This is a genomic window from Agrobacterium sp. a22-2 (assembly GCF_012276985.1).
In the GTDB taxonomy this organism is placed as follows: Bacteria; Pseudomonadota; Alphaproteobacteria; order Rhizobiales; family Rhizobiaceae; genus Allorhizobium.
The window spans coordinates 285,141-301,809 of sequence record NZ_JAAXMM010000005.1 but is presented as its reverse complement, the minus strand read 5'-3'; the positions used below and the strand labels follow the sequence as shown (position 1 = coordinate 301,809).

Here is a 16,669-nt window from a genome sequence, read left to right as displayed (position 1 = left end):
TTATTGCGTATTTCTTTCAAGGGTTACCTCTTTTTCAACTAAATGATTCTAACATCAATCCATGGGGGCAATGCAATCGGCGTGAAGACACTCCATATACAGACGGTTGCAATATGGGACGCAAGGACAATGGAATGCCCAAAAAGGTCATGATAGTCGAAGACAACGAGCTGAACATGAAGCTCTTCCGCGACCTTATCGAGGCATCCGGTTACGTCACCATCCAGACCCGCAATGGTTTGGAGGCGCTCGATCTGGCCCGCAAATATCGCCCCGATCTCATTCTTATGGATATCCAGCTTCCCGAAGTGTCCGGTCTCGAAGTCACCAAGTGGCTGAAAGAAGACGACGAATTGCATGTCATCCCGGTCATCGCCGTCACGGCCTTCGCCATGAAGGGCGACGAGGAGAGAATACGCCAGGGCGGCTGCGAAGCCTATGTTTCCAAGCCGATTTCCGTGCCGAAATTCATCGAGACGATCAAGACCTATCTCGGCGACGCTTGAACCTACAGGACAGCCTGCATGACCGCGCGAATTCTTGTCGTTGACGACATTCCGGCAAACGTGAAGCTGCTCGAGGCTAGGCTGCTGTCCGAGTATTTCGACGTGCTGACCGCCGACAACGGATTCAAGGCGCTGGAGATCTGCGACCAGACTCAGGTCGATCTGATCCTGCTCGACATCATGATGCCGGGTATGGACGGCTTCGAGGTTTGCGACCGGCTGAAATCCAATCCGAAGACCGCCCATATTCCCGTCGTTATGGTCACGGCTCTCGACCAGCCCTCCGACCGTGTGCGTGGCTTGAAGGCAGGCGCAGACGATTTTCTGACCAAGCCGGTCAACGACCTGCAGCTCATCTCGCGGGTCAAGAGCCTGGTGCGCCTGAAGACGCTCAGCGACGAATTGCGCATCCGCGCCGAGACGGCACAGAAGATCGGCATGGAAGATCTGCTGAAGATGAACGACGGGCGCATGGAAGAGGCCGGCCAGGTGCTGCTGGTCGATAGCCGCGGCAGCTCGCAGGAGCGCATCGTCAAGGCCCTGAAGCCCGTTGCCGATGTCGCGGCGATGTCAGATCCGCAAGCCGCCCTGTTCGAGGCGGCCGAAAACCCGTTCGATCTCGTGATCGTCAATGCCAATCTGGAGGACTACGATCCGCTGCGTCTCTGCTCGCAGCTGCGCTCGCTGGACCGCACACGATTCATTCCACTGCTGTTGATCGCCGACCATGGCAACGAGCCGATGGTCGTGCGGGCGCTGGATCTCGGCGTGAACGACTATATCACGCGGCCGATCGACCCGAACGAACTGGTGGCCCGCACGCTGACGCAGATCCGGCGCAAGCGCTTCAATGACCGGCTGCGCACCAGCGTCAACCAGACCATCGAACTGGCCGTGACGGACAGCCTGACGGGGCTCAGCAACCGGCGCTATCTGGATGGCCACCTGAAGCTGCTGTTCAACCGGGCCATCGCCCGCGGCCGGCCGCTGTCGATCTGCCTGACCGATATCGACCGCTTCAAGCAGGTCAACGATACCTATGGCCACGACGCCGGCGACGATGTGCTGCGGGAATTTTCCGCCAGAATTCGCTCCACCGTTCGCGGCGCCGATCTTGCCTGCCGCTATGGTGGCGAGGAATTCGTGGTGGTCATGCCCGATACGTCGCTGGATGTCGCGGCGGCGGTGGCCGAACGGCTTCGCGAGCGCATCGAAAACAAGCCATTTCAGTTGCGGACCTCGGCTGCCGAGCTGAGTGTGACGGCGTCGATGGGCATTGCGACGATCATGCCGGGCATCGACACCCCTGAACAATTGCTGAAACAAGCCGACCGAGCCCTGTACCAGGCCAAAAACACCGGCCGTAACCGGGTCGTTGCCGTGGCGGCCTGACTTGGTGTGAGTCGCGAAAGCCTCACATTTCTTTGTCAAGTTCCCCAAATCGGCTATTGCGCGGCGCAGCGCTGTGGATAACATTGCATCCACGATAGTTTTTTCGCACGCCCGATCCTTGGTCCGGTCTGCGCCCTGTTTTCTGCGCCTCAAAGTATTGTCATGTATTGAGCGTAGGAAAATTTGCCTTGAATGTCGATGCGAAGGAAAAGACCTGCTCAGCCGGTACTTGCGGCGGGGAGGTGTGGCCAATTTTGGCTTGTATTGGCTTCTTGTAGGTACTGTCGGCCAAAAATTCTCACGTTGTTGGATTTTACGACCACTTCCGTCATCAGTATGTATTTAACTCAATATATGAAGGGTAGGCGGACTGTTATACTTTGTTGGCCGATAGCTTAGCTGTGCTGTCCAGTGTGTCGGGACCTGTTCGCTCTTAACCATAGTGCAAGTGAATTTATGTCACAGTTAAGAAATTGTTGATTTTTTTCGTAACTTGCGCAAAGTTGGGTCAACAAGAGGTTACGTTCTCCTTGTGAGACAGAGATACCCCATGATGCTCAGGTCCGCCGCATCTCCTGGGTCGTGGGGTCGGTCGGTGGACATGCGATGTGAATACGGTTCCTCGTGCCGTTATTGCATGTCTGCCGACCCCCTTATTCAACAAAAACGCCGCGCTCGAAAGGAGCGCGGCGTTTTTCGTTTTAGGCTGGTCGCGTCTTGTTTCTGATTTGGTCGGCGCCGGCGCCGGCGTCAGCGCTTGCACTCTGCACAACGAAAAACGCGCGGCCTTGCGACCGCGCGTTTTTGAAATTCCACCAAAATCAAGGTTTACTTGATCTTGGTTTCCTTGAACTCAACATGCTTTCTTGCGACCGGGTCATACTTGGTCTTCGTCATCTTGTCCGTCATCGTACGGCTGTTTTTCGTCGTGACGTAGAAGAAACCCGTGTCGGCTGTCGACAGCAGCTTGATCTTGATTGTTGTAGCCTTCGCCATGGTCGTCCTGCCTTCACTAAAAAATCAAGCCGTGGACGACCGGATGGCTCCACGGCAAATTCTGGCGGGAAACTACAAATAGCTCCCGAAAAGTCAACCCTCTTTCGGCCGAAAAAGCAGCCGGCCGATGGAAAGCAGGACATAAAGCGCAAAGAAGCCGGCAATTGCCCAGGCAAACCCGTCATTTCCGGAGATGTCGATCGCCGCCCCGATCGCCTGTGGGCCGGCCACCGTGCCGACCGCATAGCAGAAAACGAAGGCGGCATTGGCGGCCGCAAGGTCCGAACCGGTGAGTCGCGAGCCGAGATGGCTGAGCCCGATCGTATAGAGGCCGGAGACGCTGCCGCCCCAGAACAGCAGTACGACCGCCATCAGGATCCAGTTCGAGGTCAGCAGCGGCAGCAGCAGCGCGCCGAACAAACCGATCACCGCCATCAACGACAGCAGCAGGCGGCGATCCTTGAGCTTGTCGGACAGCATGCCCAGCGGGATCTGGAACACCATGTTGCCGACCCCCATGGCCGTCAGCAGTAGGGCGGCCTGCGATTCGGTAAAGCCGGTGCGGGTGGCATAGATCGGGAACAGCGACAGACCGCCGGCCTCCACTGCGCCGAACACGAAGACGGCGGCGGTCGCCGTCGGCACCAGGAAAATATAGCGCAGAAAGTGTCGACTGGGCTTTTCGTCCAGGGCCGGGCTTTCGTTGCGGGCGATATAGATCGGAATTGCGGCGGCGAGAATGGCGATGGCGCCCACGGCGAAGGGTAGGATGCCGTCGCTGCCGATCAGCGAGAACAGGAGCGGCCCGGAGGCAAAGCCGATGCCGAGGACGGTCGCATAGATGCCGAGCACCAGGCCGCGCCTCGAGGGCGGGGCGGCGGCGTTGATCCAGAATTCCGACAGGATGAAGAGGGTTGTCGTGGTGCCGTGGAAGACGATGCGCAGCGGGAACCACATCCAGAAGGCTTCGGCATAGTAGAAGCCGAGCGCGCTGATGGCGGCAAACAGCACGGCCCACAGCATGGTGCGGGCAACGCCGAAGGAATGGGCAAGCTTGGTGGTGATCGGCGCCGCGGCCATGGCGGCAATGCCGGCCATCGCCGAATTGAGGCCGATCAGCGTCGACGATATGCCGCGCTTTTCCAGGATGATGCTGAGCAGCGGCAAGCCCAGGCCGATGGCAATGCCAACCGCCGAAATAGCCGAAATGGCGGCAAACAGCGAAGGCCAGTGGATGTCCTCGCGGTGGCCGGTATCACCGTTCATCGGTTGAGACATGGGGTGATCCTTAAATGATGCCGCAATGGAATCGGCCGCGCCGTGCGAAGTAAAAAGGCCCGCTACTTCCAAAGGGTAAAGACGGATCAAGTTTCATCTGCATCTTCACGTGCTCGAGTATCGTCTGGGTAATAGACGGCATGTTCAGACCTGAAACATCGTCGATGTCAAGCCAGCGCACATCGTGCAATTCATCCGAATCGCTGATCTGATCGGGATCGATGCTGGTTTCGTCGGCAAAGGTCAGGAAAAAGCGCGTGTCGAACCGGCGGACATTGCCGGGCGGCGTAATGGCGCGTGCCACGTAGCGCAGGCTGGAGAGGTTTATCGCCCCGGCGTCGGCATCCCCGTCCTTGCCGGTGATCGCAAGGCCCGTTTCCTCCCGCAACTCGCGGACGGCCGCAATCGCCAGCCCGCGGGCGCGCCGTAGTGCGGTTTCGCCCTGCTCTCCCTCCAGCAGCCGCGCCAGCACATCGGGGTGCAGATCGGCAGCGAAGGGGCGGGATCCGTCGGCGCGGTCGCGGCGCCCGCCTGGAAACACGTACAAGTCAGGCATGAAGGTATGCTTGCGGTCGCGCTTGCCCATCAGCACGCGCACGCGATCCCTGCTGCGGTCAAGCAGCATCAGCGTCGCCGCATCCTTCGGACGCATCCGCAGCGAGACGGTCGAACCTTTGGGTTGCCCTTCGAAAGGGTGGGGCGTCATGCGTCGGGCTTTGGCGGAAGGATGTCCTCAGGACTGTCGTCCTCGCCGCTGAAGCCATGCATGCGCAGCGCCCATTGCAGCCCGACCACGCCACCCTTGATCGGCTGCAGCGTGGCAAGGGCTATGATCACGCCGAGCGGCGCCCAGATGGCGAGATGGACCCAAGAGGAGGCGGGAAACACCAGGTCGGTCATCATGAAGCCGCCCAGCAGCACATGGCCGAGCACGATGATCACCAGATAGGGCGGCAGATCGTCGGCGCGATGGTGGAACATCTCCTCGCCGCAGGCGGCACAATGGTCAACGGGTTTCAGGTAGCTGCCAAACAGCTTGCCGCCGCCGCAGGCCGGGCAGCGGCACAGCAGGCCACGACCGATCGACCGGCCGAGCGGACGCTCGGGCAGTGGATCCGCGCCGTAGCGGACAACGGGGTCTGCAGGCGTGTCAGTGTGCATGCCGGGTTCCTTTCCTGTCGTCGATATCAGCGTCGGCCGCGTGGTGGTCGTGTTCCGGGCTGCCGATATGCGCCGGATTGGGTCCGCCGCGACGCTTTGTGAAACGAGCGGATGCCGGTCGGCATTTTGCGGCCCTCGCTCAACATTTCAAAACGCAAGGCGCCGGCCAGCGGGATCGCTTCCACAAGCTTAACGGACACCGCGTCGCCGAGCTGGAAGCCAAGTCCGGTCTTTTCGCCGGTCAGAGCCTGATGAGCCTCGTCATAGAGGAAATAGTCGCGCCCCAGCGTCGAGATCGGGATGAAACCATCGGCGCCGAACTGTGGCAGGCTGATGAACAGGCCGGATTTTGTGACGCCGGAAATCCGGCCGTCGAATTCGTCGCCGATGCGACCGGCCAGGTGATGGGCGATCAGCCGGTTGACCGTGTCGCGCTCGGCGGCCATGGCGCGGCGCTCGAAGGTCGAGATTTCGGCTGCCACATCGTCGAGCCCGGCCTCTTCCTCCTGGGTGATGCCGCCATCGCCGAGCCCCAGCGACCCGACCAGGGCGCGATGCACGATCAGGTCGGCATACCGGCGGATCGGTGAGGTGAAATGGGCGTATTTCAGCAGGTTGAGACCGAAATGGCCGATATTCTCCGGACTGTAGATCGCCTGGCTCTGGGAACGCAGCACCATTTCGTTGACCATGGTCTGGTGCGGCGTGTCGATCGCCTTGGCCAGGATGCCGTTGAAGCTGTTGGAGCGCAGCGCGCCGCCTTTGGCCAGCGAGATGCCGATCGTCGCCAGGAATTCGCGCAACGCCTCCTGCTTGGAGAGCGTCGGGGCATCGTGGATACGGTAGACCAGCCGCTGCTGCTTCTTTTCCAAGGTCTCGGCTGCCGAGACATTGGCCTGGATCATCATTTCCTCGATCAGCTTGTGGGCGTCGAGGCGGTCGGGAATATGGACGCGGTCGACCGTGCCATCCTCTTTCAGGATCAGCTTGCGCTCCGGCATGTCGAGTTCGAGCGGCTGGCGCCGCGTGCGCCCGCGTTTCAGGATGGCATAGGCATGCCATAGCGGCTTCAGGATGGGCTCCAGCAGCGGGCTGGCCTTGTCGTCAGGATTGCCGTCGATCGCCGCCTGGGCCTGTTGATAGGAAAGCTTGGCGGCACTCTTCATCATGATGCGATGGAAGGTATGGCTCGCCTTGCGTCCCTCGCTGGAAAACACCATGCGCACGGCAAGTGCCGGCCGGTCGACGCCTTCCTTCAGCGAGCACAGATCGTTGGAGATCCGCTCGGGCAGCATGGGCACGACGCGGTCCGGGAAATAGACCGAATTGCCGCGCTTCAACGCCTCGCGGTCGAGCGCCGATTTCGGCCTGACATACCAGGAGACATCAGCGATCGCCACGGTGACGATGACGCCGTCCGGATTGTCGGGCGATGGATCCGGCTCGGCATAGACCGCGTCGTCATGGTCCTTGGCATCATGCGGATCGATGGTGATCAGCGGTAGCTGGCGCCAATCCTCGCGATGGGACATGGTTGCCGGCCCCGCCGCATCGGCTTCCGCCAGCACGGAGGGCGGGAAAATATAGGGAATGCCATGGGCGTGGATGGCGATCATCGAGATCGCCTTTTCCGAGGCGACCGATCCGACCACGGACAGAACCTTGGCGCGCGACAGGCCGAGGCGTCCGGCGCGGCCGATTTCGACCTCCACCAGATCGCCGTCCTTGGCATCGCCGAGATCGGCGGCATCGATCACCATTTCTTCGCCGCGCCGCTCGATCGGCATCAGCCGTCCGCCGCCGCCCGGCATTTCCCGGTAAACGCCAAGCAACGCGCCGCGGCGCTTGTCGATCACCTTGATGATGCGGGCCGTATAGGCCGGGCCGTCGCGATCCTTGGCCGGGAAGATCTTTGCCAGCACGCGGTCGCCGAGACCGCCGACAGGGGTCTTGCCATTGGCCCGGTCGGCGCTCGACTGGCGAATGGCGACGGCCGGGGCCACGCCCAGTTCCTCCGGCCATTCGGCCGGCCGGCCGATCAATTCGCCGTCCTTGTCGCGGGTGGTGATATCGAGAACGGTAACCGGGGGCAGGGTGCCGGGACGCGACAGCGTCTTGCGGCTCTTCTGCAGCAGGCCGTCCTGCTCCAGATCGCGCAGTAGCGCCTTCAATTCGACACGCGTATCGCCCTTCAGCCCGAAGGCCTTGGCGATCTCCCGCTTGGAAGCGCGATCGGGATTGTCGGCAATGAAGCGCAGCAGGACATCGCGCGGCGGCACGGCGCCGTGGATGATCACCGGTTCATCGGCTTTCGAACCGGCGCCAGCACGCCGCGCTTTGCCGGTGTCTGCGCCGGTCGGCCGGGTTCTGTCGCGCGGGAATTTTACCACCTGTCAGCTCTTCTTCGTTTTGCTCGCGGCCTTGGCTTTGGGCTTGGCAGCCGCTTTGGGTTTGGCGGCCGCTTTCGCCTTGGGCTTTGTCTCGCCGCCGTCGGCCGTCTTGGCAGACTTGCTGGCCGCCGTCTTGGCCGGTGCCTTCTTGGCTGCCGCCGCCTTGCCGCCGCCCTTGCTGGCCCGCTCGACGATCAGCGCCAGCGCTTCCTCGACGGTCACGGTCTGCGGATCCTTGCCCTTGGGCAGCGTCGCATTCACCTTACCCCAATTCACGTAAGGCCCATAGCGTCCATCGCGCACCGTCATGGCGCCGCCATCCGGATGGTCGCCCAGTTCCTTCAGAGCCGCGGGCGTGCCGCGGCCGCTGGGTCCCTTGCTCTTCTTTTCGGCCAGCACCGTCACCGCTCGGTTGAGGCCGATGGTGAACACATCCTCGATGCTGTCGACATTGGCGTAAGAGCCGTCATGCAGGATGAACGGCCCATAACGGCCGAGCCCGGCGGTGATCATCTTGCCGCTCTCCGGATGGGTTCCTACATCGCGCGGCAGGGAGAGCAGCGACAAGGCCTTTTCGAAATCCACGTCGTCCGGCTTCCAGCCCTTGGGCAGCGACGATCGTTTGGCCTCCTTGCCGTCGCCGCGCTGCACATAGGGGCCAAAGCGGCCGCTGCGCAGCGTGATGTCCTCGTCGGTCGAGGGATCCTTGCCGAGCGTTTTGGTCTCGCTGAGGGCCGCATCGGCCTCGGCGCCGTTTTCGGAGGACAGCTGGCGGGTGAAATTGCAGTCGGGATAATTCGAGCAGCCGACAAAGGCGCCGTATTTGCCGAGCTTCAGCGACAGATTTCCTGTGCCGCAGACCTGGCAGATGCGCGGGTCGCTGCCGTCTTCCCGCTTCGGGAACACCAGCGGCGCCAGCGCCTCGTTGAGCGCGTCGAGCACATTGGTGACGCGCAGCTCCTTGGTATCCTCGATCTGGGCGAAGAAGTTCGTCCAGAATTCGCGAAGCACGTCTTTCCAGTTGAGCTCGCCGGCCGAGATCTTGTCGAGCTTCTCTTCAAGGTCGGCCGTGAAGTCATATTCGACATAGCGCGTGAAGAAGCTCTCAAGGAAAGCCGTCACCAGCCGGCCCTTGGCCTGCGGGATCAGCTTGCGCTTGTCGATGGTCACGTAGTCGCGGTCGCGCAGCGTCGCAAGCGTTGCCGCATAGGTGGAGGGCCGGCCGATGCCGAGCTCTTCCATTTTCTTGATCAGCGTCGCTTCGGAATAACGCGGCGGTGGCTCGGTGAAGTGCTGGGTGGCGTTGATCTTCTGCTTGGCCAGCTTTTCCCGGGCGTTGATTTCCGGCAGGCGGCCATCTTCCTCGTCGTCTGCGGCCTCGCCCTCTTCCTTCTGGTCGACATAGGCGGCAATGAACCCGTCGAAACGGATCACCGAGCCAACGGCCCGAAGGCCGGCCTTCTCGCCGTTGCGGTCGGCCAGGATTTCAGCGGTTGTCCGTTCGATCTCGGCCGATGCCATCTGGCTGGCGATGCCGCGCTTCCAGATCAGGTCGTAGAGCCGCAGCTGGTCGGCGTCGAGGAAGCGGCGAACCATGTCCGGCGTGCGGTTGAAGTCGGTCGGGCGCACGGCTTCGTGCGCTTCCTGGGCATTCTTGGCCTTGGCGGTATACTGGCGCGCCTTTTCCGGCAGGTAACGATTGCCGAACTGGTCGGCGATGGCGGCGCGGGCCGCATCGATCGCCTCGGGCGCCATCTGCACGCCGTCGGTACGCATATAGGTGATCAGACCGACGGTCTCGCCGCCGATGTCGATGCCTTCGTAAAGTCGCTGCGCCACCTGCATGGTGCGCGACGCCGAAAATCCGAGCTTGGAGGAGGCGGCCTGCTGTAGCGTCGACGTGGTAAAGGGCGGCGCCGGATGACGCTTGACGGGCTTTGCCTCGATCGTGTCGACAACATAGTTGGCGCCGTCGAGCAGATCCTTAAGGCGAGCGGCCTCGTCGCCGTTGGTCACGGTATTGCGCTGGATGCGCTTGCCGTCGACCGAAACCAGGCGGGCTTCGAAGTCGTCACCGCGCGGCGTCTTCAAAAGCGCCGAGATATTCCAGTATTCTTCCGAAATGAAGCGTTCGATTTCGCTTTCCCGGTCGCAGACCAGCCGCAGCGCCACGGACTGCACGCGGCCTGCCGAGCGGGCGCCCGGTAGCTTGCGCCACAGCACCGGCGACAGGTTGAAGCCTACGAGATAGTCGAGGGCGCGGCGCGCCAGATAGGCGTCCACCAGCGGACCATCGATGTCGCGCGGATTGGCCATGGCATCGAGCACGGCCTTCTTGGTGATCGCATTGAAGACGACGCGCTTGACCGGCTTGTCGCCGATGACCTTCTTCTTCTTCAGGAGATCCAGCACATGCCAGGAAATCGCTTCGCCCTCGCGATCCGGGTCGGTCGCCAGAAACAGTCCATCGGAGGATTTGACCGCGTCGGCAATATCCTTCATGCGCTTCGTCGAGGCACCGTCGACTTCCCAGAGCATCTCGAAGTCCTGGTCCGGCAGCACTGATCCGTCCTTGGCAGGCAGATCGCGCACATGTCCGAACGAGGCCAGGACCGTGTAGCCCGGGCCAAGATATTTGTTGATTGTCTTGGCTTTGGCGGGCGACTCTACAACGACTACATTCATAGTGTTTCTCTGAACTTGCGTTCGTGTTTTCAACGTTCGGAAGGATTCCGGCGGTTTGTTCCGGGAATCCGGCTCCCCGACATGGACAGGGATTCGGCTGCGGTCAAGAGGGGCGGGCCATTTTATGTCGGCCACAACGCGATACAACCTGTGGAAGATGTTCCGCATATTGCAATTCTAGATAAATAGTTTTATCGTTTTCCGAGCTTGTGGTTGAAGCCCCCGGCAGACTTTGGACACCCGATCCACAGGAACGAAAAATGGCCGCCAATAATGTGAGCCCTGAAAGCAGCACCGCTCAGACGAAAGAGAATATTGCCTATATCCGCCAGATGCTGGGAGAGTTGCGATTGGTCGCTCAGAAGGAAGGCGCCGAGATGCTGTGCTACCTGATCGAGATGGCCTATGTGGAGGCGGGCGATGTGCAGGCGGGCCGCCGGGCCCTGTCAATCCAGCGCAGCAATGGAGACAAGCCCACCCGGGTGCCGGTGTAGGCGGCCGGCGATATCCAGTTCCAGCAGCACGAGATAGACGGACGAGGCCGGCAGTTCGGTATGCCGGATGATATCGTCCACCTCGACCGGCGTCGGGCCGAGTGCATCGACGATCCGCGATCTCTCGGCATCGTCGGGCGGCGGCATCAGCGGCTTTTCCTCGTCCTGCGTCGGTTCGCGGGCCTGAACCGGCGAGAACAGGTCGATCTTCGACAGCGGCGCCAGTGCCTCCAGAATGTCGGCCGCTTCGGTGGTGACGATCGCTCCGTCCTTCAACAGCCCGTTGGTGCCGTGGCAGCGCGGATCAAGCGGCGAGCCGGGAACGGCAAAGACCAGCCGGCCGAAATCGCCGGCCAGCCGGGCCGTGATCAGCGATCCTGAGCGGCTGGCCGCCTCGATGACCACGACGCCCAGCGCCACGCCGGCGATCAGCCGGTTGCGGCGCGGAAAATCCCGGGCGCGGGGTTCCCAGCCGAACGGCATTTCGCTGATGGCAAGGCCGGTTCCGTCCCAGATTTCCTTCAGCAGGCCGATATTTTCCGGAGGGTAGGGCTGGTCGAGACCGCCGGCCATGGCGGCGATCGTGCCGGTCTCAAGGCTTGCCTGATGGGCCGACGTGTCGATGCCGCGTGCCAGGCCGGAAATGATCGTGTATCCGGCCCGGCCGGTATCGCGCGCCATCATGGCGGCGAACTTGGCGCCGCTGATCGAGGCATTGCGCGATCCGACAATGCCGATGGCCGGTTTCAGGCCTGCCTTCAGATTGCCTTTGACCGCCAAGAGTGGCGGGGCGCCGTCGATCTGGCGAAGGGCAGGGGGATAATCCGGTTCGCCGATGCCGACGAAAGTGGCCCCGAACCGCCGGGCGGTCTCCAGTTCCCGCTCGGCTTCGCTCTCGGTGGCGATCCGGATGGCGCGCGTCGAGCCGCCGCGTCGCGACAGTTCCGGCAGCATGGCAAGCGCGGTTTCGGCCGTGCCGAAATGGTTGATCAGATCGCGAAAGGTGGCGGGGCCGACATTGTCGCTGCGGATCAATCTCAGCCAGGCGATCCTTTGCCTCTCCGTCAGCGCAATCCCGGTTCGTCCTGCGCCGCCGAGCGACATGCCCTATCCTTTTTGTCCGATCTTGCTTTCGGTGCCGGCGATCAGCCGCTCGATATTGGCCTTGTGCTTCCACCAGGTGATGGTGGTCATGGCCGCCGTGACGAGCGCTGCCTCCTGCTGGCCCAGTATCCACAGGACAACCGGAATGACAAGGGTTGCAACCAGAGCGGACAGCGAGGAATAGCGGCTGAAATAGGCCATGCCCAGCCAGACGACGGCAAATACCGGCACCATCAGCGGCACGACGCCGAGCAGCGTGCCGATATAGGTGGCGACGCCCTTGCCGCCCTTGAAGCCGAGCCAGACCGGAAAGAGATGGCCGATAAAGGCGGCGAAGCCCGCCAGCAGACCGGCATTGCCGCCGAAGACGTATTGAGCGGCAACCGCGGCAGCCGTCGCCTTCAGCGCGTCGAGCAGCAGGGTTGCTGCCGCCAGTTTCTTGTTGCCGGTGCGCAGCACGTTGGTTGCGCCGATATTGCCCGATCCGATCGAGCGCAGGTCACCGAGACCGGCCATGCGGGTCAGAAGCAGGCCGAACGGGATGGAGCCGAGCAGATAGCCGAGGCTCAAGACCGCGATCAGCGCGGGCAGTCCGATATCCATGAAGTTCACTGTGGCCACGACCGGTCCCCCCAATGCGCAGGTGTCAGAGCGAAAAAACCAAGAGCCCCGCGACATAGGTCGCGACGGCCCGGCCCGAGAAACGGGCGTCTTCGAAAGGCGTGTTCTTCGAGCGCGAGGCAATGCCGTCTTTCGCGACCAGCCAAGGCTCGTCGAGATCGATCAGCGTGATATCGGCGCGCGCGCCCGGTTTCAGCGTTCCGGCGTCGAGTCCGAAGATCTGCGCCGGCCGCGTCGACATGGCGTCGATCAGCCGCATCAGCGGCACCTGGCCGTTGTGATGCAGACGAAGTGCTGCCGCCAGCATGGTCTCGAGACCGATCGCCCCGTCGGCCGCATCGGCAAAGGGCAGGCGCTTGGTATCGACATCCTGCGGATCATGGGACGAGACGATGATGTCGATATCGCCGGCGGCCAGTGCATTGGCCATGGCCATGCGGTCGTCTTCGGCGCGCAGCGGCGGCGAGAGCTTGAAGAACGTGCGGTATTCACCGATGTCGTTTTCGTTGAGCGCCAGGTGGTTGATCGATATGCCCGAGGTCACGTTGACGCCGCGCTGCCGGGCCGACTTGATCGCCTCGACCGATTCCGGCACGGAAATCTTGGCGGCATGATAATGGGCGCGGGTCAGCCCGGCGATGCGCAGGTCGCGCTCCAGCGGAATGATCTCCGCCTCTTTCGGCACGCCGGACAGGCCAAGCCAGCTTGCCAGCAGCCCCTCGTTCATGACGCCCGAGGTTCCGAGATACTGGTCGCGCGGCTCCAGCGCCACCACGGCCGAAAACTCGCGGGAATAGGTCATCGCCCGGCGCAGCACCTGCGTGTCGTAGAGCCCGTGACGGCCATTGGTGAAGGCCACCGCGCCGGCTTCCTGCAGCAGGCCCATTTCGGTCATTTCCGTGCCATGCAATCCCTTGGTGAGTGCCGCTGCCGGATAGACATGGACAATCGCCGTATCGCGGGCTTTCTTCTTGACGTATTCGACGAGCGCGATGTCGTCGATTACCGGATCGGTGTCCGGCATCATGATGAAGGAAGTGACGCCACCGGCGGCGGCCGCACGGCTCGCCGAGGCGATCGTCTCGCGGTGTTCGGCACCCGGCTCGCCGACGAAGACACGGGCATCGACCAGGCCCGGAACGGCGGTAAGCCCTAAGCAGTCGCGCACCGTAGCACCGTCCGGACTGCCCTGGTTGCGGGCGTCCGCGCCGGCCGCCAGGATGCGGCCGTCCGCGCCGATGAGGATGCTGCCGACCTCGTCGATGCCGCGGGACGGGTCGACGATGCGGACATTGTTCAGAACGGTTGGCGCGCTCATGCCCGTTCTCCCTGGTTCTGCGAGATCAGCAGGGCTTCCATTACGGCCATGCGCACGGCGACCCCCATTTCGACCTGCTGTTCGATGACGCTTTGTGGTCCGTCGGCGACTTCCGAAGAAATCTCGACGCCGCGGTTCATCGGGCCGGGATGCATGACCAGCGCATCGTCCTTGGCATATTTCAGCTTTTCCGCGTCCAGACCATAATAATGGAAATACTCGCGCACCGACGGCACGAAGGCGCCGGACATGCGCTCGCGCTGCAGGCGCAGCATCATCACCACGTCGGCATCCTTCAGGCCTTCCTTCATGTCGTGATAGACCTCCACGCTCATGTCGGCGATGCCGGCGGGCAGCAACGTGGCCGGCGCCACGACCCGGACGCGGGCGCCCATGGCGTTCAGAAGCAGGATGTTGGAGCGCGCCACGCGCGAATGCAGCACGTCGCCGCAGATTGCCACGATGATCCGCGCCAGCTTGCCCTTGGCGCGCCGGATGGTCAGCGCGTCGAGCAGGGCCTGGGTGGGATGTTCATGCTGGCCGTCGCCGGCATTGATCACCGAGCAGGCGACTTTCTGCGACAGCAGGGCGGCAGCACCGGCGGACGAATGTCGAACCACCAGGACGTCGGGCCGCATCGCGTTCAGCGTCATCGCCGTATCGATCAGCGTTTCGCCCTTCTTGACCGACGAATTGCCGACCGACATGTTCATCACGTCGGCGCCGAGCCGCTTGCCGGCCAGTTCGAACGAGGACTGGGTGCGGGTCGAGGCTTCGAAAAACAGGTTGATCTGGGTCAGGCCGCGCAGGGTCGAGGTCTTTTTCTCGCGCTGACGGCTGATTTTCACCGCCTCATCCGCCTTGTCGAGCAGAAAGGTAATGTCTTGGTGGGTAAGGCCCTTGATGCCAATGAGATGGCGGTGGGGAAAGAAGACCATGAGACTGTCCTCCGGAAGTGGTCGCGCGGTCTATAAAGATTGCCAGCAGCCGGGGCAAGCATATGGTATGGCGATAGACATTTGTTCCCCATATTAAACGAATCGGGACGCGTAAGAAGAGTTGTATGAGCAGATGAACCGGACGGACGAAAAACTCGCGGAATTGAACCAGCCCAAGCCCTGGTCCGGCATCAATGCCTATCGCACCGACCCGCTGATCGTCGATCTCTCGGCCAATCTGCACCGCAGCCTCCGGGAAGAATTCGACGCGATCGGCCGTTATGTCACCTCGCACGAAGCGCAGGAACTGGCCCGCATGGCCAATCAGAGCCCGCCGCAACTGCGCACCCACGGGGTGCGCGGCGAGCGGCTCGACACCGTCGAGTTTCACCCGGCCTGGCACGCTTTGATGCGCCGCTCCATGTCGGCCGGCCTGCATTCTTCCGTCTGGGATGGCCAGACCGATGCCAAGGGCGCCGAGCACAAGGCGCGCGCCGTACGCTTTTTCCTGACTGCCCAGCTCGAATGCGGTCATCTCTGCCCGCTGACCATGACCAATGCGTCGGTGGCGGCCCTGATGGCCTCGCCCAGGGTGCAGAAGGAATGGGCGCCAAAAATCCTGTCGCGCAAATACGATTCGTCCAACCGCCCGGCCATGCAGAAGACCGCCGTGACGCTCGGCATGGGCATGACGGAAAAGCAGGGCGGCACCGACGTGCGCGCCAACGTGACCGCAGCCACAAGGGCCGGCGACGGCATCTACCGCCTGTCCGGCCACAAGTGGTTCATGTCGGCACCGATGAGCGACGGTTTCGTCATGCTGGCCCAGATGCCGGAAGGCATGGGCTGCTTCCTGGTACCGCGGCTTCTGGAAGATGGCACGGCCAACGGCCTGCAGTTCCAGCGTCTGAAGGACAAGATCGGCAATCGCTCGAATGCCTCGTCCGAAGTCGAGTTCACCGATGCCTTCGGCTATCTGCTCGGCGAGCCGGGCGGCGGCATCCGCACCATCCTGGAAATGGTCACCCTGACGCGGCTCGACTGCGCGCTGGCCTCGGCCGGCATCATGCGGGCCTCGATGGCCGAGGCCGTGCATCACGTGCGCGGCCGTGCGGTGTTCGGCAAGAAGCTGATCGACCAGCCAATCATGACCCGCGTGCTGGCCGACATGGCGCTCGATGTGGCGGCGGCGACCGCCTTGTCCTTCCGGCTGGCCGATGCCTTCGACCGGGCTCGCGACAGTGCGGCCGATGCCGCCTATGCCCGCGTCATGACGCCGGTCGTCAAATACTGGGTCTGCAAGATGGCGCCGCCGCTGATCTATGAGGCGATGGAATGCATCGGCGGCAGCGGCTATATCGAGGAGAGGGCGATCGCCCGGCATTATCGCGAGGCGCCGGTCAACGCCATCTGGGAAGGCTCCGGCAATGTCATGGCGCTCGACGTGCTGCGCGTGCTGGCCCGCGGCAAGGACCTCTTCGCCATGGTCTTTGCCGAGCTGGAACGGGATCTCGGTCCCTCGGGCAAGAAGACCATCGAGGTGCTGCGCGTCGCCATGGCGCTGTGCGAAAAGGACGAGGGCGCCGCCCGCCTGCTGGTCGAGCAGATGGCACTGGCCGCAGCCGCTGCCGAACTTTACCGGCTTGGAGCCGGCAAGATCGCCGACGCCTTCCTCGAAACGCGCCTCGCCGGCGGTTGGCGCTACACTTACGGTGTGCTCGACGCCCGCTTCGACGCACGCTACGTCATCGACCTGCTCTATCCACCGGCGGCTTGAACCCGTCGT

At 62.5% G+C, this 16,669-nt stretch carries 14 protein-coding genes; 4 read left to right on the top strand and 10 right to left on the bottom strand.

What is annotated here, in order from left to right:
- Positions 1–134 precede the first annotated feature (134 nt).
- Both HFC70_RS10445 and HFC70_RS10440 read left to right on the top strand, forming a co-directional pair.
- Complete coding sequence (locus HFC70_RS10445; RefSeq protein WP_168473168.1) at positions 135–506, top strand: response regulator; 372 nt, start codon at positions 135–137, stop codon at positions 504–506.
- 18 nt (positions 507–524) lie between these two features.
- Positions 525–1,898 (top strand): PleD family two-component system response regulator, encoded by a 1,374-nt coding sequence (locus tag HFC70_RS10440; RefSeq protein WP_168473167.1) that lies wholly within the window; start codon positions 525–527, stop codon positions 1,896–1,898.
- Positions 1,899–2,726: 828 nt separating this feature from the next.
- Here HFC70_RS10440 and rpmG read toward each other — a convergent pair.
- The 6 genes from rpmG to topA form a co-directional block, all read right to left on the bottom strand.
- Positions 2,727–2,894: a 50S ribosomal protein L33 gene (rpmG, locus tag HFC70_RS10435; RefSeq protein WP_007626161.1), complete on the bottom strand. Its 168-nt coding sequence runs from the start codon at positions 2,892–2,894 to the stop codon at positions 2,727–2,729.
- A 93-nt stretch (positions 2,895–2,987) separates the two neighbouring features.
- A complete protein-coding gene (locus HFC70_RS10430; RefSeq protein WP_168473166.1) occupies positions 2,988–4,172 on the bottom strand; it encodes an MFS transporter in 1,185 nt (394 codons plus the stop codon).
- A 10-nt stretch (positions 4,173–4,182) separates the two neighbouring features.
- Positions 4,183–4,878, bottom strand: a complete 696-nt coding sequence (locus tag HFC70_RS10425; protein WP_246735718.1) for an NUDIX hydrolase — start codon at positions 4,876–4,878, stop codon at positions 4,183–4,185.
- Entirely contained in the window at positions 4,875–5,333 is a 459-nt protein-coding gene (locus HFC70_RS10420) for a DUF983 domain-containing protein (protein WP_168473165.1), read from the bottom strand. Before HFC70_RS10420 ends, HFC70_RS10425 begins: the two co-directional genes overlap by 4 nt.
- A 26-nt stretch (positions 5,334–5,359) precedes the next feature.
- Positions 5,360–7,723, bottom strand: coding sequence for a ribonuclease R (gene rnr, locus HFC70_RS10415; RefSeq protein WP_168473164.1), 2,364 nt, complete (start codon positions 7,721–7,723; stop codon positions 5,360–5,362).
- A 3-nt stretch (positions 7,724–7,726) separates the two neighbouring features.
- On the bottom strand, positions 7,727–10,408 hold the full coding sequence (gene topA, locus HFC70_RS10410) for a type I DNA topoisomerase (protein ID WP_168473163.1): 2,682 nt from the start codon (positions 10,406–10,408) through the stop codon (positions 7,727–7,729).
- 260 nt (positions 10,409–10,668) lie between these two features.
- Between topA and HFC70_RS10405 the strand changes: the two genes are divergently transcribed.
- Positions 10,669–10,902, top strand: a complete 234-nt coding sequence (locus HFC70_RS10405; protein WP_168473162.1) for a hypothetical protein — start codon at positions 10,669–10,671, stop codon at positions 10,900–10,902.
- Here HFC70_RS10405 and dprA read toward each other — a convergent pair.
- Genes dprA through HFC70_RS10385 form a run of 4 tightly spaced genes read right to left on the bottom strand, consistent with a single transcriptional unit; the run spans position 10,855 to position 14,883 of the window.
- A complete protein-coding gene (gene dprA, locus HFC70_RS10400) occupies positions 10,855–12,006 on the bottom strand; it encodes a DNA-processing protein DprA (protein WP_168473161.1) in 1,152 nt (383 codons plus the stop codon). The genes HFC70_RS10405 and dprA overlap by 48 nt on opposite strands.
- Positions 12,007–12,009: 3 nt before the next feature.
- Positions 12,010–12,609 (bottom strand): glycerol-3-phosphate 1-O-acyltransferase PlsY, encoded by a 600-nt coding sequence (gene plsY / locus HFC70_RS10395; protein WP_168473215.1) that lies wholly within the window; start codon positions 12,607–12,609, stop codon positions 12,010–12,012.
- A gap of 43 nt (positions 12,610–12,652) precedes the next feature.
- Positions 12,653–13,945, bottom strand: coding sequence for a dihydroorotase (locus HFC70_RS10390; protein ID WP_168473160.1), 1,293 nt, complete (start codon positions 13,943–13,945; stop codon positions 12,653–12,655).
- Positions 13,942–14,883, bottom strand: a complete 942-nt coding sequence (locus tag HFC70_RS10385) for an aspartate carbamoyltransferase catalytic subunit (RefSeq protein WP_168473159.1) — start codon at positions 14,881–14,883, stop codon at positions 13,942–13,944. Before HFC70_RS10385 ends, HFC70_RS10390 begins: the two co-directional genes overlap by 4 nt.
- Before the next feature lie 133 nt (positions 14,884–15,016).
- Between HFC70_RS10385 and HFC70_RS10380 the strand changes: the two genes are divergently transcribed.
- A complete protein-coding gene (locus HFC70_RS10380; protein WP_168473158.1) occupies positions 15,017–16,660 on the top strand; it encodes an acyl-CoA dehydrogenase family protein in 1,644 nt (547 codons plus the stop codon).
- Positions 16,661–16,669: the final 9 nt, after the last annotated feature.